The 19,753-nt window shown below is 71.6% G+C and carries 17 protein-coding genes and 1 pseudogene; 6 read left to right on the top strand and 12 right to left on the bottom strand.

Annotated elements, in window-relative coordinates; all coding sequences use genetic code 11:
• The 3 genes and pseudogenes from AC0B61_RS09800 to AC0B61_RS09790 form a co-directional block, all read left to right on the top strand.
• Positions 1-95: pseudogene (locus tag AC0B61_RS09800) on the top strand (ABC transporter ATP-binding protein); the annotation flags it as partial.
• A gap of 63 nt (positions 96-158) precedes the next feature.
• Positions 159-2,723 (top strand): ABC transporter permease, encoded by a 2,565-nt coding sequence (locus AC0B61_RS09795; protein WP_471740098.1) that lies wholly within the window; start codon positions 159-161, stop codon positions 2,721-2,723.
• A gap of 119 nt (positions 2,724-2,842) precedes the next feature.
• Complete coding sequence (locus AC0B61_RS09790) at positions 2,843-3,118, top strand: hypothetical protein (protein WP_471740097.1); 276 nt, start codon at positions 2,843-2,845, stop codon at positions 3,116-3,118.
• A 77-nt stretch (positions 3,119-3,195) separates the two neighbouring features.
• Here AC0B61_RS09790 and efeU read toward each other — a convergent pair whose 3' ends face one another.
• The 4 genes from efeU to AC0B61_RS09770 form a co-directional block, all read right to left on the bottom strand.
• A complete protein-coding gene (gene efeU / locus AC0B61_RS09785; RefSeq protein WP_471740096.1) occupies positions 3,196-4,047 on the bottom strand; it encodes an iron uptake transporter permease EfeU in 852 nt (283 codons plus the stop codon).
• Between the two features lie 48 nt (positions 4,048-4,095).
• Positions 4,096-5,457 carry an iron uptake transporter deferrochelatase/peroxidase subunit gene (efeB, locus tag AC0B61_RS09780; protein ID WP_471740095.1) on the bottom strand — a complete coding sequence of 454 codons (1,362 nt, stop codon included), beginning with the start codon at positions 5,455-5,457 and terminating at the stop codon, positions 4,096-4,098.
• A gap of 119 nt (positions 5,458-5,576) precedes the next feature.
• Entirely contained in the window at positions 5,577-6,725 is a 1,149-nt protein-coding gene (efeO, locus tag AC0B61_RS09775; RefSeq protein WP_471740094.1) for an iron uptake system protein EfeO, read from the bottom strand.
• A gap of 131 nt (positions 6,726-6,856) precedes the next feature.
• Positions 6,857-7,681 (bottom strand): ABC transporter ATP-binding protein, encoded by an 825-nt coding sequence (locus AC0B61_RS09770; protein WP_471740093.1) that lies wholly within the window; start codon positions 7,679-7,681, stop codon positions 6,857-6,859.
• Positions 7,682-7,996: 315 nt separating this feature from the next.
• Here AC0B61_RS09770 and AC0B61_RS09765 point away from each other — a divergent pair, with 315 nt between their 5' ends.
• Entirely contained in the window at positions 7,997-8,284 is a 288-nt protein-coding gene (locus tag AC0B61_RS09765; RefSeq protein ID WP_471740092.1) for a hypothetical protein, read from the top strand.
• A gap of 58 nt (positions 8,285-8,342) precedes the next feature.
• On the opposite strand, the gene AC0B61_RS09760 is transcribed toward AC0B61_RS09765, so the two are convergent.
• Positions 8,343-8,870, bottom strand: a complete 528-nt coding sequence (locus tag AC0B61_RS09760; protein ID WP_471740091.1) for a hypothetical protein — start codon at positions 8,868-8,870, stop codon at positions 8,343-8,345.
• 291 nt (positions 8,871-9,161) lie between these two features.
• Here AC0B61_RS09760 and AC0B61_RS09755 point away from each other — a divergent pair, with 291 nt between their 5' ends.
• Positions 9,162-10,754 carry a M4 family metallopeptidase gene (locus AC0B61_RS09755; protein ID WP_471740090.1) on the top strand — a complete coding sequence of 531 codons (1,593 nt, stop codon included), beginning with the start codon at positions 9,162-9,164 and terminating at the stop codon, positions 10,752-10,754.
• A gap of 357 nt (positions 10,755-11,111) precedes the next feature.
• Here AC0B61_RS09755 and AC0B61_RS09750 read toward each other — a convergent pair whose 3' ends face one another.
• From AC0B61_RS09750 to AC0B61_RS09720, 7 genes are all read right to left on the bottom strand, one after another.
• The gene (locus tag AC0B61_RS09750; RefSeq protein WP_471740089.1) at positions 11,112-12,500 is read right to left on the bottom strand and encodes a DUF6895 family protein; all 1,389 of its coding nucleotides are present in this window, start codon (positions 12,498-12,500) and stop codon (positions 11,112-11,114) included.
• Positions 12,501-12,605: 105 nt separating this feature from the next.
• Complete coding sequence (locus AC0B61_RS09745) at positions 12,606-12,791, bottom strand: hypothetical protein (protein WP_471740088.1); 186 nt, start codon at positions 12,789-12,791, stop codon at positions 12,606-12,608.
• A gap of 58 nt (positions 12,792-12,849) precedes the next feature.
• Positions 12,850-14,148, bottom strand: a complete 1,299-nt coding sequence (locus tag AC0B61_RS09740) for a hypothetical protein (RefSeq protein WP_471740087.1) — start codon at positions 14,146-14,148, stop codon at positions 12,850-12,852.
• 330 nt (positions 14,149-14,478) lie between these two features.
• Positions 14,479-15,549, bottom strand: a complete 1,071-nt coding sequence (locus tag AC0B61_RS09735) for a hypothetical protein (protein ID WP_471740086.1) — start codon at positions 15,547-15,549, stop codon at positions 14,479-14,481.
• Positions 15,550-15,718: 169 nt separating this feature from the next.
• Positions 15,719-16,480, bottom strand: a complete 762-nt coding sequence (locus AC0B61_RS09730; protein WP_471740085.1) for a rhomboid family intramembrane serine protease — start codon at positions 16,478-16,480, stop codon at positions 15,719-15,721.
• Between the two features lie 161 nt (positions 16,481-16,641).
• Positions 16,642-17,535 carry a glycerophosphodiester phosphodiesterase gene (locus AC0B61_RS09725; RefSeq protein WP_471740084.1) on the bottom strand — a complete coding sequence of 298 codons (894 nt, stop codon included), beginning with the start codon at positions 17,533-17,535 and terminating at the stop codon, positions 16,642-16,644.
• A gap of 88 nt (positions 17,536-17,623) precedes the next feature.
• Positions 17,624-18,616, bottom strand: a complete 993-nt coding sequence (locus AC0B61_RS09720) for an ArsR/SmtB family transcription factor (protein WP_471740083.1) — start codon at positions 18,614-18,616, stop codon at positions 17,624-17,626.
• Between the two features lie 73 nt (positions 18,617-18,689).
• Between AC0B61_RS09720 and AC0B61_RS09715 the strand changes: the two genes are divergently transcribed.
• Positions 18,690-19,700, top strand: a complete 1,011-nt coding sequence (locus AC0B61_RS09715) for an aldo/keto reductase (RefSeq protein WP_471740082.1) — start codon at positions 18,690-18,692, stop codon at positions 19,698-19,700.
• The last annotated feature ends 53 nt before the right edge of the window (positions 19,701-19,753 follow it).

Raw genomic sequence — 19,753 nt, 5'->3', positions numbered from 1 at the left:
CCGACGGCCGCATCGTCGACGAACTCCACGCCCCCACCGCCGACACCGTCCTGGACCGCATGCGCCGCTTCGACGCCAAGGGCCGCACCAGCTGAAGGGCCCGGCCGACCGGCCCCGACGCCACCCGACCCACGAACACCCAGGACTGACACCCCCTCATGTTCCGCACCGCATTGCGCAATGTGCTCGCCCACAAGGCCCGGCTGCTGATGACGGCGCTCGCCGTCCTGCTCGGCACCGCCTTCGTGGCGGGCACCCTCGTCTTCACCGACACGCTCGGCAGCGCGCTCAGGTCCCAGAACTCCAAGAGCTACACCGACATCACCGTCACGGTCAGCGACCGGGACGCCGTCGGCCGCGGCTACGACCACGGCGGCAAGGCCGGCACCGGCCCCACCCTCACCGAGGACACCCGCAAGGCCGTCGCGGCACTGCCCGGCGTCGCCGAGGCGCGCGGCGTGGTCAGCGGCTTCGCCGGCATCGCCGACAAGAACGGCGCGCTGATCGGCAACGGCTTCTCCACCACCGGCACCAACTACGTGCCGGGCGCCGACGGCACCGACCCGCGCTACCCGCTGGTCGAGGGGCGCGGACCGAAGAGCGCCACCGAGGTCGCGCTGGACGCCAGGACCGCCGAGAAGGGCCGCTACAAGGTCGGCGACACCGTCCGGGTGGCCGTCAACGGCCCGGTGATGGAGCTCAGGCTCACCGGCACCCTGCGCACCAACGACCCGCGGGTGACGGCCGGCGGCTCGCTGGCCGCGTTCGACAGCGCCACCGCCCAGCAGCTCTACCTGAGCCCGGGCCGCTTCGGCGAGCTGGACGTCAAGTCCCGGCCCGGCGCCGACGACACCGCGCTGCTGGCCGCCGTCCGGCAGGCCGTCCCGCAGGGCGACAACATCCAGGCCAGGACCGGCCGCGAACTGGCCGACGAGCAGGACCGGATGATCCGGGAGGGCACCAAGGGCATGAGCACCGCCCTGCTGGTCTTCGCGGGCATCGCGCTCTTCGTCGGCATCTTCATCATCGCCAACACCTTCACCATGCTGGTCGCCCAGCGCACCAGGGAACTCGCCCTGCTGCGCGCCATCGGCGCCAGCCGCAAGCAGATCACCCGCTCCGTCAAGATCGAGGCTGCGCTGGTCGGCCTGACCGCCTCGGTGGCCGGCCTGGTCGTCGGCATCGGGATCGCCGCCGGACTGCGGGCGCTGCTCAACGGTCCGCTGGAGGCCAACCTGCCGGACGGCCCGCTGGTGGTCGCCCCGACCACGGTCGCCGCCGCGATCGCGGTCGGCGTGCTGGTGACCCTGGTCGCCGCCTGGCTCCCGGCCCGCCGCGCCTCCCGGATCGCCCCGGTGGCGGCGATGAGCTCGGCCGAACAGCCCGCCACCCAGAAGAGCCTGGTGGTCCGCAACACCATCGGCCTGGTCCTCGCCCTGGCCGGCCTGGGCGCGCTGGCCGCGGGCGCGGGCAGCAAGGAGGTCAACCTGGTCGGCCTCGGCGCGGCCGCACTGCTGGTCGGCGTGTTCGTGCTGACCCCGCTGCTGTCCCGGCCGCTGATCGCGCTGTTCGCCCCGCTGCTGCGCGGGCTGTACGGCACCCCGGGCCGGCTGGCCAAGGAGAACGCGATCCGCAACCCGCGCCGCACCGCCGCCACCGCCTCGGCGCTGACCATCGGCGTCACCCTGATCACCGCGCTGACCGTGGTCGGCGCCTCGGTGAACGAGGCCGTGGACAAGGCCACCGCGAGCGACCTCAAGGCCGACTTCACGGTCACCATGCAGAACTACTCGATGCTGTCCCCCGACGTCGCCGCCCAGATCGCCAAGGCGCCCGGCGTCAGCGCGATGAGCGTGGTGCGCACCGTCCCCGTGGAGACCGGCGCCGACGGCTCGGACAGCGAATGGCTGACCGCCGTGGACGCCGCCACCATCGACCGGCTCGCCACCGTCAAGGTCAGGGAGGGCGCCGCGGACGCCCTGGCGAAGGGCGAGCTGCTGGTGAGCTCCGGCACCTCCGAGCGCAACCGCTACCAGCCCGGCGACGTGCTCGCCGTCACCTACCCGGACGGCACCAAGGGCGCACTGACCGTCGGCGGCATCCTGGAGGCCAACACCGCGCTGGCCGGGATCGTCGCCCCCGACGCCGTGGTCGGCCCGCACGCACTGCCCGGCACCGGGCTGGAGAAGGTCCTCGTCAAGGGCGCGGACGGCCCGACCGGGGAGCTGAAGCAGACGCTGCGCGACGCGACCGGCGGCAACCCGCTGATCGCGGTCAAGGGCGAGAAGGACATCAAGGAGGAGAAGCGCCAGATCATCACCGCGCTGCTCGACATGATGTACGGGCTGCTCGGCATGTCCGTGGTGATCGCGGTGCTCGGTGTGGTCAACACCATGGCGATGTCGGTGTTCGAGCGTCGCCGGGAGATCGGCATGCTGCGGGCGGTCGGCCTGGACCGGCTCGGCATCCGCCGGATGGTCCGGCTGGAGTCGCTGCTGATCGCGCTGTTCGGCGGGCTGGTCGGCGTCGTCCTCGGCATCGTGGTCGCCTGGGCGGGCCTGCGCACCCTGGGGGACACCTTCAAGGACATGACCACCGAGGTGCCGCCGGTGCAGATCCTCGGCTTCCTGCTCGCGGCCGCCGTGGTCGGCCTGGTGGCTGCCCTGTGGCCGGCCCACAAGGCGGCGAAGCTGGACATCCTGGACGCCATCAAGAGCGACTAGCCCGGGGCCGTACGCACGGAGCCCCCGGGACGGTTCGGTCGAGCCGTCCCGGGGGCTCCGGCGCATCACGGACTGTCGGTGGTGCGTGCCAGGATGGTGATACACGAAGGGGGCCGGCCGTGTACGAGAACAGCAGGATCACGGGCGAGGATCACCACGGGCACCAGCACTCGGTGCGGATCGTCGAGCGGTACGAGGGGCAGACGTACGTGGAGTGCGACAGCTGCGGCTACCGCCGGCGCGCGTACTTCGGCGCGCGGGACAAGGCGGAGGCGCACCTGTCGAGCGATCACGGGGCTTCGCACCTGCGGCGGGAGTTCTCCGCGTCGTTCTGGATCAGGCTGGCGATCGGGCTGATCGGCCTCGTCGTCGTCCTGAGCGTCTACCACCACTAGAACCCGGCGGTACGCACGGAACCGCCCCGCCCGGCGGGTGCCGGGCGGGGCGGTTCGCGGGGGGCCGGACAGGCTTGTCAGGCGGCCGGCTTGGCGGTGGCGGGCCGGGCGGGCTTGGACTTGTCGCCGCCCCCGCCGAGGACGTTGAAGAAGACGGCCAGCGTCGGGACCAGGTAGAGCAGCCAGACGACCAGCTGCAGGACCGTCGGGTCGGGCTGGAAGTTGAACACGCCCTTCAGCAGGGTGCCGTACCAGCTGTCCTTGGGGATCGTGCTGGAGATGTCGAAGGCCAGGGCGTGCAGGCCCGGCAGCCAGCCGGCCTCCTGCAGGTCGTGCACGCCGTAGGCGAGCACGCCGGCCGCGACCACGACCAGCATCGCGCCGGTCCAGGTGAAGAACCTGGCCAGGTTGATCTTCAGCGCGCCCCGGTAGAACAGCCAGCCGAGCACCACCGAGGTGAGCAGGCCGAGCGCGGCGCCGATCAGCGGGTTCCAGCCGTCGCCGGTGGCCTGCACGGCCGACCAGATGAACAGCGCGGTCTCCAGGCCCTCGCGGCCGACGGCCAGGAAGGAGGTGACCACCAGGGCGGTGGTGCCCATCGCGATCGCGGCGTCCAGCTTGCCGTGCAGCTCCGTCTTCAGGTGCCGGGCGGTGCGCCGCATCCAGAACACCATCCAGGTCACCAGGCCGACCGAGATGACCGACAGCGAGCCGCCGAGCGCCTCCTGGGCCTCGAAGGTCAGCTGCGAGGAGCCGAACTGCAGCACCGCGCCGAAGGCCATCGAGAGCGCCACGGCCGAGCCGACGCCGAGCCACACCGGCGGCAGCTTGTCCCTGCGGCCGGTCTTGACCAGGTAGGCGATCAGGATGCAGACGACGAGGCTGGCTTCGAGGCCTTCACGCAGGCCGATCAGGTAGTTGCCGAACACGCGGGCTCCTGGGGGTCGAGGTGGTACGGGGGGAACGCGGTCGGGGCGTCAGCCGAACAGGGCCTGGCCCCACCACTCCCCCGGCTTGCGCACGCCCGCCGGGCAGGCGAAGTGGGCGGAGCCGACGTGCTGGATGTACTCGTTGAGCTTGTCGCTCGCCGCGAGGCGGGTCTGCAGCGGCACGAAGGCCTTGCGGGTGTCGCGCTGGTAGGCGAGGAAGAACAGGCCGGCGTCCAGGCGGCCGAGGCCGTCGGTGCCGTCGGTGAAGGAGAAGCCGCGGCGCAGGATCATCAGGCCGTTGTTGGCGTCCGGGTGGGCGAGCGCGACGTGCGAGTCGGCGGGCATCGTCTTGAGGTCCGGGGCGTCGTGCTCCTTGGCCTTGCCGTACGGAGCGCCCTCGCCCTTGGTGCGGCCGAAGGTGTCCTCCTGGTCCTTGAGCGAGGCGCGGTCCCAGGTCTCGACGTGCATCCGGATCCGCCGGGCGACCAGGTAGGAGCCGCCGGTCATCCACTCCGGGCCGTCGCCGGGGCCGGCCCAGACGTGGTCGGCCAGCTTCGCGGTGTCGTTGCCCGCGATGTTGTGGGTGCCGTCCTTGAACCCCATCAGGTTGCGCGGGGTCTGCGCGTCCGGGGTGGTCGAGGAGGTCTTGCCGAAGCCGAGCTGGGACCAGCGGATGTTGACGGTGCCCATGCCGATCCGGGCCAGGTTGCGGATCGCGTGCACGGCCACCTGCGGGTCGTCGGCGCAGGCCTGGACGCAGAGGTCGCCGCCGCTGCGGGCGGGGTCGAGCTTGTCGCCCTTGAAGTTCGGCAGGTCGATCAGGGCCTCGGGGCGCTTGGCCTTCAGGCCGAAGCGGTCCACGGGCTCACCGTCCGGGCCGGGCTTCTCGAACAGGCTCGGGCCGAAGCCGATGGTGAGGGTGAGCCGGGACGCGGGCAGGCCGAGCGCCTCGCCCGTGTCGTCCGGGGGCGCCTCGGGCAGGCCGGTCGCGGCGCCGGCGCCGACCTCGCGGCCGCCGGTCATCGCGGCGGCGGCCTTGGTCCACTCCTTGAGCAGCTTGACCAGGGACTCCCGGGTGGCCTTCTCGGAGACGTCGAACGCGGCGAAGTGCAGGCGGTCCTGGACCGGGGTGGCGATGCCGGCCTGGTGGTCGCCGTAGAACGGCACCTCGGCGGTGGTCGGGGCGGCGGCCGCCGGGGCGGGGTCGTCGTCCTGCCGGGTCGCCGCGGCGACCGAGCCGACGGCGGCGGCGCCGAGGGCGACGCCCGCGCCGGCCCAGCCGATGACGGCGCGTCGGCTGACCGTGCTCCTGGTCGCGCCGGCGCTGGTGGCGTCGGTGGCGGTGGCGTCGGTCGCGGTGGCGTCGGTCTCGGCCGGCGTCCCGTTCTGCTGCTCGTTCTCGGCGTCCATCGGCGGGCGGGCCCTTCTCGGTACTGAACTGCTGTGCATGCTGAAACTGCTGTGCGTGCTGAACTGCGGGGGCGCCGGCCTGCGCCGGGCACGGCGGGTGGCTGCGGCGCGTGGGCGGGTTACTTGACGACCACGGCGGCGGCCAGCTTCGACAGCGGCTCACCCAGCGAGTTGACCGCGTCGGAGAAGGTCTTGCGCTCCGCCTCGGTGACCTTGTCGTAGGAGGTGAAGGTGCCGTCGGCCTGCTTGTACGTGGCGAGCAGGGCGTTGATGGCGGCGAACTCGGAGTCCAGGGCCTTGGCCAGCTCCGGGTCCTTCTCGGAGGCGACCGGCTTCAGCAGCTCGTAGGCCTTCTGCGCGCCCTCGACGTTGGCCTGGAAGTCGGCCAGGTCGGTGTGGCTGTAGCGGTCCTCCTCGCCGGTGATCTTGTTGGTGGCGACCTCGTCCAGCAGTTCCTTGGCGCCGTTGGCCATGCTGGTCGCGGTGATCTCGGCCGCGGGGATCTTCTTCTGCCAGTCCTGGAGGTCGGTGACCAGCTGGTCGGCGAGGTTCTTCTCGTCGTCGCCGATCCTGGCGTCGGCCCACAGCGCCTTCTCCAGGCGGTGCCAGCCGGTCCACTGCTGGCCCTGCTCCAGCTTGTCCTCGCGGGTGTCGGTCTTGGGGTCGACGTCCCCGAAGCTCTCGGCGACCGGCTCGGTGCGCTCCCAGCCGGTGCGCGAGGCCGCGTACAGCGACCTGGCCTTCGCCACGTCGCCCGCCTTGATGGCGGCGGCGAAGGCCTGGACGGCCGGGATGGTGGCGTCGGCCTGCTCCTGGGCGTACGTGCGGTAGGCAGCGACGGCGGCGGTCAGGCGCGGGTCGGCCGGTGCGGCGCTGCCGCCCTCGCCGGTCACGGTGATCTTCTGGCGGATGCCGTCGCCGACCATGCCGGGCTTGCAGGCGATCTCGTACGAGCCGGCCTTGATCTCGGCGTTGATGCTGGCCTTGGTGCCGGGGCCGATGTTCTCGCGCTCGGTGACGATCTTGTCGCCGTCGCCGTAGACGTAGACCTCGGTGGTCTTGGAGCCCTTGTTGCTGATGTCCAGCACGACGTGGCCGGCCGGGAAGGTGGTCTTGGAGACCTCGCACGCGGAGTCGCTGGCGTTCACCTTGACCGTGTCGGCGGCGGCCGCCTTGTCGTCCTTCTTGGACGCGCAACCGGCCAGGGTGGCGGTCGCCACGGCGAGGGTGAGCAGCGCGGCTGCGGTGGAACGGCGGCGGGCGGACATGCGGGCTCCAACGGAAAAGGGCATGGGGGTGCCGAGGCAGTGCGGGGGTTCGGCGGACCGGCACCCCGACGTTAGCTAAGGCATACCTTACGTAAAGACGCTTTAACGTCTACACCCACCCCCAGGAACCGTTACCTTCCCGGTGTCCGACGGGCCGCGGCCCGGGCCGTCCAGCGGCCCTCGTGCCGGCTGATCCGGATCGGGTGTCCGAAGGTCTCGCTGATCAGTCCGGTGGTCATCACCTCGTCCACCGGCCCGGCCGCCACGCACCCGCCCTCGCGCAGCAGCAGGGCGTGCGTGGTGCTCTCCGGCAGCTCCTCCAGGTGGTGGGTGACCAGCACACTGGCCAGCTCCGGGTGCTGGTGGCGCAGCAGGTCCAGGCTGTCCAGCAGCAGCTCGCGGGCGGTGAGGTCCAGCCCGGTGGCGGGTTCGTCGAGCAGCAGCAGCCGCGGACTGGGCATCAGGGCACGGGCGATCAGGGCCCGGCCGCGCTCGCCCTGGGAGAGGGTCGTCCACGGGGACTCGGCCATCGCGCCCATGCCGAGCGTCTCGATCAGCCGCTCGGCCCGGTCCAGCACCTCCGGGGCCGCCTTGCGGTGCCACTCCGGCTCGATCGTGTTGGTGTGCCCGGTGAGCACCACCTCGCGCACGGTCAGCGGCGAGCGCAGCGGGTGCCGTGGGTTGACGTGCCCGAGGTGGGCGCGCAGCTCCCGGATGTCGACCCGCCCGAGCCGGCGGCCGAGCACGTCCACCTCGCCGCGAGTGGGGTGGGAGACCGCACCGAGCAGGGCGAGCAGGGTGGACTTGCCCGCACCGTTGGGGCCGAGCAGCGCCCAGTGCTCTCCGGGCCGGATCTCCAGGCTGATCCCGCGCAGCAGGTGGCGGCCGTCGCGCACGACGTCCACGTCCCTGGTGCGCAGCAGCGGGCCGTCGAACGACGGGGTGGAGGGATTCACGGCGGGGGACTCCGATCGCGGCGCCGGGCAGGGTGCGGGCGGGGCGCCGCACCGGACGGGCCGGCGCCGTCCGTCCGCGTGCAGAGTACAACCACCGGTCGGGGTGCGGCCGGGCCGTCCGAGGAGTGGACGCGCCAGAAGGCTTTTGCGCGAAGGGAGTTGGGAGGAGGATCGTGCCTCCGAGGGGACGCGGGGGCCGGGTGCGGGCGGGATCGGGTGCGAGCGGGCCCGGGTGCGAGCGTCCCTGGGTGGGGACGCGGGTGGGCACGCGGGTGGGCACGCGGGTGTGAGGGGACGAGGGGGAGGCGGATGCGGATGGCTGCCGAGCGGGCCGACACCCTGCACGGGCTGGTCGAGGAGCAGGCCCGCCGGGCACCGGCGGCGGTGGCCGTGCGCTGCGGCGACCGGGAGCTGACGTACGGGGAACTCGACGGGCTGGCGGACCGGCTGGCCGCCCTGCTGGCGGAGCGCGGACTGACGTGCTCCTCCATCAGCAACTCGCCCTCGGGCGGCAGGATTTCGGTCGGGGCCAGCCGCTTCAGCAGGGCCCGGCCGCCGCCCGCGGTGAACAGGTCGGCGGGCTCGACCACGACGGTGCCGTAGCCGCCGACGCCGTACGGGCTCTTCAGCACGGTGGTCAGGCCCCGGACGGCGCGGGCCGTCAGCCGGCGGGCGGCCCGGCGCCGGCCGGCCGGGCGTTCCTGCTGCGGCAGCCGGATGCCGGGATGTCCGCGGGCGAGCGCGGCGAACAGGTCGTGCGCGGCGGCCTTTGACTCGTAGTGGCGGACGGCGGCCAGCTCGGGCCCGTCGCCCTGTGCGGCCGTCCGGCCCCAACGGACCACCGGGCGGCCGGAGTCGGCGATCCGGGCGGCCAGCGCGGGCGGGCGGCGAGCGCCTCTGCCACCGTCCGGTCCGGCGCCACGCCGCTGTGCACCTCGACCGGGCCCCAGGCCAACTCCCGGGCGAGCCAGTCGGTCCACTCCGGGGCGACTTCGGCGGGCAGCACCAGCAGGGCCGGCTCGGGGCTGTAGCAGGCGGCCAGGCCGGCGTAGTGGTGTGCCTGCCGCAGGCGCCGAAGGCGCTGGACCGGGTCCATGCCGGGGTTGGAGAACTGCGCGTTGAAGTCCGCGACGTCGCCGACGTGGACCGCCGCCCGCCCGCCGGTCCAGGCCTCCACCCATCCGTCCATGAGGAGAGAGCGTAGGGCTCCGGTCGCAGTGCCGACAGCCCGGCGGCGGCGGGCCGTACGGCTGCCGGAGTGGGCCGTGCGACTGCCGGCGGTGGGCCGTGCGGCCGACAACGGAGCGACTAGTCGGTCGTCACGACGGCACTGTGGAGGGCTTGTTAACTTCCGATCATTTTTGAATGTCCAAGGACACAACTTGGCAAAGTTATGACCATTCCTCTAGCTGGACCTGACTGATCGCCGTCAATCTCGGTCGCAGCTCTTCTTCCCTGCATCCACCCCACTGGAGTCAGAGTGACCCCCACGTCCTCCTTCCGCCGTGCCCGCGTGGCCGCAGCCGTCGCCGTCGTCGCCGCCCTCGCCGGCGCGACCGTCCCCGCCGCCACGGCCTCCGCCGCGCCCGACCCGCGCACGGCCGCGATATCCCAGGCCCGCGCCAACGTCGCCCACAACGCCTCGGTGTTCGGCTTCGGCAACGGCCAGGACCTCGTGGTCAAGGACGTCGTCCTCGACGCCGACGGCACCTCGCACGTCCGCTTCGACCGCACCTACCAGGGCCTGCCGGTGGTCGGCGGCGACCTGGTCGTCCACCAGGACGCCAAGGGCAGGCTCAAGGACACCTCCCGTGCGGCCGCCCACGACGCCGCCGTGAAGTCGACCGTCCCCAAGGTGCCCGCGCAGTCCGGCGCCGCCGAGGCGCTGTCCGCCGCCCCGGGGGTCCAGGACGCCGTCAGCACCCCCGAGCTGGTCGTCTGGGCCGCCGACGGCACCCCGCGCCTCGCCTGGCGCACCACCGTCGAGGGCACCGGCGAGCACGGCCAGCCGGCCGGCAAGGTCGTCGTCACCGACGCCACCACCGGCGAGCAGATCGAGTCCTACGACGCCGAGCACGAGGCCTCCGGCACCGGCAACTCCGAGTACACCGGCACGGTCGCCATCGACACCACCCCGGTCAGCGGGGGCTACACCCTGACCGACCCGGTCCGCGGCACCGTCACCAAGGACGCCAACAACCTCTCCGCGAGCTCGGTCAAGGCCTCCTCGGGCACCGCGTTCACCAGCGCCACCAACGTCTGGGGCGACGGTAAGAAGTTCTCCACCGACCGCTCCACCGCGGCCGTCGACGCCCACGCCAACACCGCCTGGACGTACGACTACTACAAGAAGACCTTCGGCCGCAACGGCATCAAGAACGACGGCAAGGGCGCCACCGTCTTCGTCCACGTCGGCACCAACTGGGACAACGCCCAGTGGTCCGACAGCTGCTTCTGCATGATGACCGGCGACGGCGACGGCAGCCACGACCCCGAGCAGGTCGACCTCGACACCATGGGCCACGAGATGACCCACGGCGTCACCAGCGCCACCGCCAACCTGCGCTACAGCGGCGAGTCCGGCGGCCTCAACGAGTCCACCAGCGACATCTTCGGCACGATGGTCGAGTGGTACGCCAACAACAAGGTCGACACCCCCGACTACCTGTTCAGCGACCAGTCCACCCCGCCGTGGCTGCGCCGCTTCGACAAGCCCTCGCTCGACGGCCGCTCGGCGGACTGCTGGAGCAGCTCGGTCGGCAAGCTGGACGTGCACAACTCCTCGGGCGTCGGCAACCACTGGTTCTTCCTGGCCAGCGAGGGCAGCGGCAGCCGGACCATCAACGGCTTCACCTACAACAGCCCCACCTGCAACGGCTCCACGGTGACCGGCATCGGCAACCAGAAGGTCGCCAAGATCTGGTACCGCGCGCTGACCGTCTACATGACCTCCACCACCACCTACAAGGGCGCCCGCACCGCCTCGCTGAGCGCGGCCAAGGACCTCTACGGCCTCAACAGCACCGAGTACAAGGCCGTCGCGGCGGCCTGGAGCGGCGTCAACGTCAGCTGACCGACCGTTGCCTGGCCCGTCCTCAGCCCGTCACGACAGACAGTCCAGGCTCCCCGACCGGGGCCCCGGCGCCACCTGCGCAGGATGAGGAACCCCCGCCGGCGCGCGGCTGGGGTTCCTCACGGCAGTGAGCACCGGTCAGCAGGTGGAGTCGGCGAGTGCGGCAGTGCGAGGGCCTGGTAAGCTGGCGGTGCGTGAGCTCGGCGGCAGCACTACGTCCGGGGATCCTGAGACCGGTGGGCCGCAAGATCAGGCCGGCAGCTCGTCGAATACGCTGGCCACGCCACCCCCGACGCGCCCCAGTCTTCCGCATTTCCTCAGCACGCCAGACCCGCCCCCAACCGTTCGGAACAACCTTTAGTGCTCTGACCGCACGGGTTCGCCGGGTCTACCCGGTCTGCGGCTGGCCGCGGATTGAGCAGCGTCGCGGCCCTGGCGGGTAGGCGGCGGTCCCAGGTGCCTGGAAAGGGCGATCTGATTCGAGAGGAACCGAGCCGCCACCTGCATACTTCTGGTTCTCTCCAGCGAGCTTCCATGGATCTCGCGAAGCAGTTCGCGCAGCGCCAGGAGGTCGTACCGGCGGATGATTTCAATTGCCGCGACCTCGACGATGGTTTCGATTCGGTCCGCCCGTGCAATCGGTAGCGTGCCCAGATCCATGGCGGTTTCCGTCCCCGCCGGTGGCGAACCAGGCCACGCGAGATCCGCGATCCTCCGGAGCATTTTCGAGTCACCTTCGCCCTCGCCGTCTGAAGCATAATCGAACCAGTCGCCCTGGCGGCCGAGGATTGCAGCGCAGAGCAGCGCATCAACATAGGCAGTGTGGTACGAGTGCTGGAACGCGTATGCTGCTCGCCCGGGAGTGTCCCGGCGCCGGAAGTCGTCGGCGCGGAATGAGGGTCCGGGGAGTGAGCCTCTACTGTTCAGCACACGAGTCCTCAGTGCCCACCCGCAGCGGGCGGAAGCGGAGGCGCTTCCTGGTAGCACTGCGTCGGCAAGCAGCAGTTCGCCCAACAGATCGAAGTCACAGATCGCAAGGGCGAAGCAGATGGCGGATCCGATTGAGGATCTGAGCCGGTCCTCGTCGGCCCCGGAAATCCGGTCCGATCCGAAATCGGTGGCGTACATGAGCGTGTGTGTCAGTGCGTAACAGTCTTCCCGAGTGGTGTAGAGGCCGTCTTGGTCGGACGCGATGACCGATGCCTCGATCTGCCACTGCGGTGACATATGGCCGAGAGCCGTAGACGATCTGCCTTCGGCCTTCCGCTGTGCCCAGCAGAACTCGAGCCGACGGAAAGGCAGGAGTTCCTCGGTTCCCACGTGGCCGGTCGCTACGGCTCTTCGGATCAGTTCATCCATGCCCTTGTCAGGACGGCCGAGTGCGGAGAGGAAGAAATGTCCTAATCCCAGGCTCGATACTGCCCTGGGGTGGCGGGCGATCGCGCATCTAACTCGCTCGCTTCGGCATCTACTGTCGCAAAAGTCGACGAGCCCATTCCACCAGACGCAGCCCTGGCGGCTTCTTGTACGGTCCACCACCAGCAGGAGTAGCGAGGTCTCGATGGCGATCTTGTCCTCCGTGCGCACGATGGCGTCGACTTCGTCCTCCCACTGTTTGGCGTAGTCGTCGATGAGTTGGAGATTTCCGAGAGCAAACTGCAGCACGTCATCGATCCGGCTGTGCAGATAGTCCGTCCGAAGCCTTCTTTCGGGCGGCGCCGGCAACCGATTGTGACCGTTAGCCATGGCGGCAGACCTTCTCAGCGAAAAATTCGTCCGATGCACGCGGGCAGGCCACAGGAGCCGAGTTCAGAATGTGAGGACGGCTCCTGCAGGCCACTGTGGCGAACTTTACTGTTCACGCGGCCGGACTACGACGCAGTAGTTGTCATTGCATGCCACGTGCGCCATGGCCTGCCTTTCGCTGCCGATGACCTCGGGAGTCAGATGGCTCCGGATGCCGTCCACCAGGCGAATCAGCTCGCTATTCGAAAGCTCCTCGGAGAGCTTCTCCAGGTCCACCGGGCGTTCTTCCATTGTTCTCTTCTCCTTTCTTGGGGGCTGGCTCGAGTTCAGCTGCTATCGATCATTCCGACTATTGGAATAGCCGACCTAGGGATGGCGACTGCAATAGAGTGTCAACAATCCTCTCGATATGACGGGGCTGGAACTCCGGATGCCGACTGAGGTCACGGACTACGGATTCCGCAGGAAGCCCGCCAAGTAGGCCGCGAAGGATTTCCGGCAGAGGCCCGGCGGGATCTATTCCGTCGGCCTCGGCCAACAACTCGCCGACAGCCCCTGCCAGCCGCCCTACCGGATCGGTCCGGTACCTTTGGGCGAAAACTCCGAGTGCGCTCCGGCGATCCAGGCCGTTCAGCGCGACTGCGAGGACCAGGCGCGGCTCGGCGGCGTTCACTCTCCGACGTAGTGCCATGAGGCGGTGGTCGCGTACCACTCTCCTGGCGACTGCTGGCAATGACTTGCCCAGTCGTTCGTCCCGGTCTGCCAGAATGCCGGCTGCCTCTTCAGGAAAATCGTCTCCCAGCTCCATCCGGCACGCCTCAAGCAGCACGGTGACCGCGGAGTCGAGATTGTCAAGGCCGACGGTGGTCCGGATGGCCTCCCGCAGGCTATCCTCGTCAGTCCGTCTCAAGAGGTGCAACAACTGCAGGCGGCGGGTGAGCGGAGCGTCGTCGGCGAACGGGGCGACCGAAAGTGAGGGTGGGTAATAGTCATGTTGGGGCTGTGCGGACGGGTCGGACCTCGTCCGCACGACCAATGTTGCCGAGGGCTTGTCGAGATGGAAGAGGGCATGGGCGCCCCGGGCCCCGGGAAGGATGGTGCGAACGTCACCCTCTGTAAGGACTTCGGACCCGAGCCGGGTGGCGGTGCCGACGCAGAGTCGGCCGCAGACCTGCGTGTGCTCGTCAAAACGCCATGTGCTGTGGAGGCTGGAGCCGCAGATGACTCGAAAGGCGCCCTGGAATACGTGTTCGTGGATGGATGTCGTCGCGTCCAACCAGTACAGCAGACTGATGTGGAAGCGACTACTGCTGTACAGCGTGAGCGGTGGCTGGCCGAAGAACGCATCCATATCGACCTGAGCAGGGAACTCGGGCTCGATCACGGCCCGTGAAGCGAGCTCGAGTGCATTCACCTCCGACAAGAGCGCTTCTTCGGTGAGAAACCTCGCGGAGATGTCCGCGAAACCGTCTGCCGCGTAATCATGCGCGCGCCACTCCGAAGCGATCCTGTCACCCAGGGACTTGAAGGGCGCCCACAAGTCACTTCCGCCCACGACTGTCCCACCTGTCCAGCCATTGAAGACCTGATGGAGGGTATTACTTTCATTCGATACACACCATCCTACTCGTCGAAAGTAGGTGCGCATCTCGGCAGCTCAAGCCCAGTCGTGTTGACGCCGTGTGACGATTGCCGGTAGGCCTGGCATCCACGGATGGCGGCGCGAATGCGGAGCGTTCCCACGATATGTCGCAGCAACCGCGGACTTACCCGACAACATCCCAAGAAGCGCTATATCACGGCCACCGATAGAAATCGGCTCGAAGAGCTCAAGCGCGCGGGTTGAGCTTGATCCTTGGTACTCCGGCAGGACTGCAGCGACCATCTGCGTTGATCACGCTCCCGACGGCGCAGCCAGGCCCGAGTTCGCCGCTCCCAACAAACGCCGAGGCCAGATCGCGCAGATGCGGTTGAAGTATTAGTGGTCGAAGCCGACGTGGCAGTGGTCGTGGTGGGTGTCGTCGGTGAAGAACCGGTTGCCGGCCCCCGGGATCGCCACCGGCCCGCCCACGTTGTACGAACCGGCGGCGGCCGCGTCCCGCATGAAGGACTCGACCAGCTGCCGGGGCGTGGCCGGGTCCACCACGGCCAGGCCGTCGATCCGCCAGACGTCGAAGGCCCGGCCCAGCGGATGGTCGCTGGGCCGGGTCGTCCCGAAGACGTCCAGCGGGTGGCCGGTCCGCACCACGCTCACCGTCAGCGTGTACGGGGCCGCCAGCCCCAGCATCGCCTGCAGCACGCTGTCGTGGACGGTGCCGCTGCGCAGGTCGGCCGCCGCCTCGGGCGGCAGCTCGATCCTCGGCTCGGCCAGCACCCGGGCCACCGCCGGGGCCGGTGAGGCGGCGGCCGGGCCCGCGCCCCCCGGGTGCAGCGCGGTGACCGTCCAGCGCGGCGCGGCCCGGCTCAGCCGGACGTCCACGGTGGTGCCGCCCTCGACCACCGAACCGTCCGGGCCCCGGGTCCACTGCCGGCAGACCACCAGCACGCTCGCCGAGTCGGCGAGGATTCCGCCGTACTGGGCGACGAGCACTTCCAGGCTCGCCTCCGGCGCCGCCGGGGCCAACGGGCCGGCCTGGTCCGCCAGCGCGGGCGGCAGGCCGAGCGCCGCCACCCGGGCCCGGGCCGCCGCCACGCCCTGCCCGCCGGGCGGCCAGGCGCCGAGCGCGGCGACCAGCTCGACGGCGCGGCGCTTGACGTCGGGTTGGATCTCGGACGGGCCCGGCTGCCAGAGCGGCGGCTGGGGCAGTGGGGTGGGCGACGGGGTTTGCGTCGGCGATGGTGTTGGCGTCGGCGTGGGGGCCTGCGTCGGTGTCGGCGTTCCGGCGGGGGTGGCCGCCGGGCTCGCAGCCGCCGAACTGCTCCCCGCCGCCTGCGGTTTGCCGCCGCTCCCGCTCGTACACCCCGCCGCGCCCAGCAGCAGCGCCGCACCCGCCGTCCGCAGCACCTTGCGCCGGTCCGGACCCGGTCGACCATCGTCTCCGCTCGTCACGCGGCCAGTATGGGGCCCGGGGCGGCGCGGAAGGGGGACGCCGCCACGGGTATCAGCCCAGGCGGCGGATCGGATCCCCGGCCAGGACGGCCTCGATGCCCTCCACCGCCTCGCCGTAGTACCGCCGGTAGCGCATCGGATGGTCAGCGGGCCGCGCCGCGCCCTGCAGTCACGCGGCGGCGGCCTCCGGGAGTCCGCTCCTCGTACCGGTGGCGAGGACCAGGCCGAGCACGCAGCCCGCCACCAGGCCGGCGCCGTGGTTGTTCTCCATCGCGCACAGGACCAGGCCCGCGACCGGGATGAGCAGGACGAACCAGTTGGCCTTGAGCGCGGGGCCCCGGAGCTTGCCGCGCAGCAGGCAGGTGACGACCAGCGCGCCCAGCAGACCGCAGACGGCCACCGAATCGCCGCCGCCGCGCGGCGACCAGCCGCCGAGGCTCACCACGTGGGCGAGGACGCCGCTGACGAGGAAGACCGTCAGGGTGCGCCACCATCCGAGCACCGACTCGGCGACGGCGCCGATCACGAGCAGGGCCGACAGGTTGAACGCGATCTGCATGAGGCCGGAAGACTGCACCAGCAGCGCGGTGCCGGCCCGCCACCACTGCCCGTCGGACAGGGCCCCCGGCTGCCGCATCAGATCGTCGACCACGTGGGGCACCGCGTACTGGACCACGGCCATCACCGCCATCACGGCGAACAGCGCGGCGGTGGCAAGGGGGCGGCGCAGCACGGCGGCCCGGACGACGGCGACCACCTCGCCCGGCCCACCGGCCGCCGGGCCTCCACCTGACGGTTCGCCGCCCGCCGGGCCTCCGGCTCCGGAACCGGCCAGTACCAGCGTCCGCAGTCCCGCGCCGACCACCACGGCAGCGCTCACGTACAACCCGATCTCGTGCGGCGACATCGCCGAACCCCCGTTGTCGAACAAGACCCGGGCAGTCCTGCCCGGTCGTCCGGCCATCATTCCCACCGGACCCGGTCCCGCGCCAGCGCGGACGATCATGGATCAGGCATGACAACCGTCACAACCGGTACCGGCGGTACCGGCGTGCCCGCCGCTCATGCCGTTCACCGTTCACGCCCGGCTGCCTAACCGGCGTCGCGGGGCGGCGACCCGGCCGCGATCCAACCGGCCAGCTCCGCCGGGCGGTTGGTGATGATGCCGTCCACCCCGGCGTCCGCGAGAGCCTTCCAGCGGACCGGCCGGTCGACCGTCCAGACGTTGACCGCGACCCCGGCGGCGTGCAGCTCGCGGACGATGCCGGGGCGGGTGGAGAGCGCGTCGTCCGAGGGGTTGTAGGCGGACAGTCCGAGCTCGCGGGCGGTGGCGACCGGGTCGGCGTCCAGGTCGCCGCGCAGCAGGCCGAGCGGCAGTTCGGGGGCCAGTTCGCGGGTGAAGCGCAGCGCGTCCACCTCGAAGCTCTGCACGAGGACCCGGCCGGTCATGCCGTGGTCGCGGACCTCCTGCACGATCCGGGCGACCTCGTCACGGGTGTGCGGGCCCTTGATCTCCAGCAGCAGGCTGCCGCCACGGGTGCGCAGGTCCTCCAGCTGGGCGGCCAGGGTGGGCAGGCGGGTGCCCGCGTAGGCCGGGGCGAACCAGGAGCCGGCGTCCAGCGCGTCCAGCTGGGCGGTGGTCAGGTCGCGGATGCGGCCCTTGCCGTCGGTGGTGCGGTCCACGGTGTCGTCGTGCAGGACGTACGGGACGCCGTCCTTGCTCGGCTGGACGTCGTTCTCGATCCACTCGGCGCCGCCACGCCGGGCCACCTCGTCGGACACCAGGGTGTTCTCGGGCGCGGCGGAGGAGGCGCCGCGGTGGGCGAAGACGGTCGGCGGCGCACCGGCCGCGCGCAGTCGGCCGGTCGGTGCCGGTTCGGCCGTTCGGACGGGGGTTCCGGTGAGCGCGACGGTGCCGAGGGCGGCCACGAGCAGTGCGGCGACGAGTCCGGTCCGGCGGCGGTGGGGGTACCGACTGGGCGTCATGTCCGGCACCCTACGGCCGCCCGGTGGATCCTGCCTGGCGGCACCGGGAGGCCCGGGCGGCGTTACGGAGGGCGGCGGAACCACCCCGTCACTCCCGGCCCAGCGGTGCCAGCAGCGCCTCCGCCGACGCCGTCCGCGCGTACAGCACCGACCGCCCGACCCGGTGGGCGCTGACCAGCCGGGCGTCCCGCAGGGCCGTCAGGTACTGGGACACGGCGGCGGGTGAGAGCCCGGTGCGGCGGGCGAGCTCGGTGGTGGACGCCGGGGCCGCCAGCTCGGTCAGCAGCCGGGTGCGGGAGCGGCCGAGGACGGCGGCCAGGGCCTCGGTGCCGGCGGGCGGGGCGGTCGCCCACAGGGTGCCGGTGCCGCGCGCCGGGTAGGCGAGCTGCAGCGGGTCGGACGGGGTGAGGCGGGTGAGGAGCGCCGGGCCGGTGAACGCGGACGGGATGAGCAGCAGCCCCGCCCCGGCCGTCCGGCCCGGCAGCGGGCGGCTGCGGTGGCGCAGCCGCAACGTGTCCTCCGTCCAGCGGAGTTCGGCGTGCAGGCCGTTCAGGACCCGCGCCGCGCCGTGTTCGGCCGCCTGCCGGGCGCGGTGCAGCACGTCCGCGTCCAGGACGGCGCGGATCCGCGCCCAGTACGGGGCGAGTGCGAGCTGCCAGTACGCCTCGACCGCCTCGGTGAGCCGGGCCAGCCCGCCGACCGGGTCGCCGTACAGGGCGCGCAGCCGGGGGCCGAGCCCGCCCCGGTCGTCCCGCAGCCGGTCGAGGTCGAGGCGGACCGACCCGGCCGGGGTGGCGCGGATCGCCGCCAGCTCGTCCGCCAGGGTGGGGGCGGGCCCGGCCGGGGTCGGGTTGAGGAAGTCCGGCACGTACCCGGCGGGCGGGACGAGTTCGGCGAGGAGGGCGTAGGCCGGGCCGAGTGCCGCCAGCCGGGGCCGCACCTGTTCCGCCCAGGGCCGGTGGACGGGGTGGTCGAGCCCCGAGCGCAGCAGTCGCAGGCTCGGGCCGACCTCCCACATCGGGGAGCACGCGAAGCGCATCCGCGCCAGGTCGCCCGCCGTGAACAACAGCTCGGCCGCCAAGCCCCACCCCCGTGGATTCAGACATGTTCGAATCGTTGGCGGTCAGGCTAGTGCAGTGGCGATCATGACAGGCATGACTTCGGAGACCACCGTGACCACCGCCCTGACCACCTCCGTCCCCGTGACCGCCGCCGCCCCCGTACCCGCCGTCGCCTCCGGCACCTGGACGCTCGGCGACCGCGCCGTCCACCGCATCGGCTTCGGCACCATGCGCCTGCCGCAGACCGGCCCCGCGCTCACCCCGCACGCCGTCCCGCGCGACCGCGAGCAGGCCCTGCGGGTGCTGCGCCGCGCCGTCGAACTCGGCGTCAACCACATCGACACCGCCGCCTTCTACTTCTCCCCGCTGCGCTCCGCCAACGAGCTGGTCAACCGGGCGCTCGCGCCGTACGACGACCTGGTGATCGCCACCAAGGTCGGCCCGGCCCGCGGCCTCGACGGCCAGTGGGCGGAGCACGCCCGCACTCCCGAGCGGCTGCGCGCCCAGGTCGAGCAGAACCTGCGCGAGCTCGGCCGCGACCACCTCGACCTGGTCAACCTGCGGATCGTCGGCACCGACTCCGTCGCCGAACGCTTCGGCGCACTGGCCGAGTTGCGCCAGGCCGGGCTGATCCGCCACCTCGGGCTGTCCAACGTCCACCCGCACCAACTCGCCGAGGCGCAGGCCATCGCACCCGTCACCTGCGTACAGAACCCGTACGGCATCGGCGCCTCACCCGAGCAGGACGAACTGCTGCGGCTCTGCGGCGAGCAGGGCATCGCCTTCGTCCCCTTCTACGCGATCGCCGGCGCGGGGCGGGAAGGCGGCGCGAGCGGGGCCGAGCCCGCCCAGGTACGGGCCGTGGCCGCGGCGCGCGGGGTGAGCACCGCGCAGGTGCGCCTGGCCTGGACGCTGCACCGCGGCCCGCACGTCCTGGCCATCCCGGGCACGGGAGACGTGGCGCACCTGGAGGACAACCTCGCCGCCGGGGCGCTGCGGCTGTCGGCGGCGGAGCTGGCCCAGCTGGACGCGGCCCACACGGGCGCCGCGAACGCCACGGACACGACGGACGCCACGGACACCACCGCCGCCCACACCGGCTGAGCCGGAACCGGTCGGGGGCCCGGCGCGCGTCGCCCCGGGGACGACCTGCCTCT

It is taken from the genome of Kitasatospora sp. NPDC023385 (assembly GCF_055664045.1).
Note: the sequence above shows the minus strand (reverse complement) of the source record. Positions and strands in the feature narration are given on the sequence as shown.

What these genes read in the sequence shown, in the direction of transcription:
- AC0B61_RS09715 (WP_471740082.1), top strand. Translation starts at nt 18,690, where the DNA reads ATGACTTCGGAGACCACCGTGACCACCGCCCTGACCACCTCCGTCCCC.
- efeO (WP_471740094.1), bottom strand. Translation starts at nt 6,725, where the DNA reads ATGTCCGCCCGCCGCCGTTCCACCGCAGCCGCGCTGCTCACCCTCGCC.
- AC0B61_RS09765 (WP_471740092.1), top strand. Translation starts at nt 7,997, where the DNA reads ATGGCTGCCGAGCGGGCCGACACCCTGCACGGGCTGGTCGAGGAGCAG.
- AC0B61_RS09725 (WP_471740084.1), bottom strand. Translation starts at nt 17,535, where the DNA reads ATGACGCCCAGTCGGTACCCCCACCGCCGCCGGACCGGACTCGTCGCC.
- AC0B61_RS09795 (WP_471740098.1), top strand. Translation starts at nt 159, where the DNA reads ATGTTCCGCACCGCATTGCGCAATGTGCTCGCCCACAAGGCCCGGCTG.
- AC0B61_RS09750 (WP_471740089.1), bottom strand. Translation starts at nt 12,500, where the DNA reads ATGGCTAACGGTCACAATCGGTTGCCGGCGCCGCCCGAAAGAAGGCTT.
- AC0B61_RS09760 (WP_471740091.1), bottom strand. Translation starts at nt 8,870, where the DNA reads ATGGACGGATGGGTGGAGGCCTGGACCGGCGGGCGGGCGGCGGTCCAC.
- efeB (WP_471740095.1), bottom strand. Translation starts at nt 5,457, where the DNA reads ATGGACGCCGAGAACGAGCAGCAGAACGGGACGCCGGCCGAGACCGAC.
- AC0B61_RS09740 (WP_471740087.1), bottom strand. Translation starts at nt 14,148, where the DNA reads ATGCGCACCTACTTTCGACGAGTAGGATGGTGTGTATCGAATGAAAGT.
- AC0B61_RS09745 (WP_471740088.1), bottom strand. Translation starts at nt 12,791, where the DNA reads ATGGAAGAACGCCCGGTGGACCTGGAGAAGCTCTCCGAGGAGCTTTCG.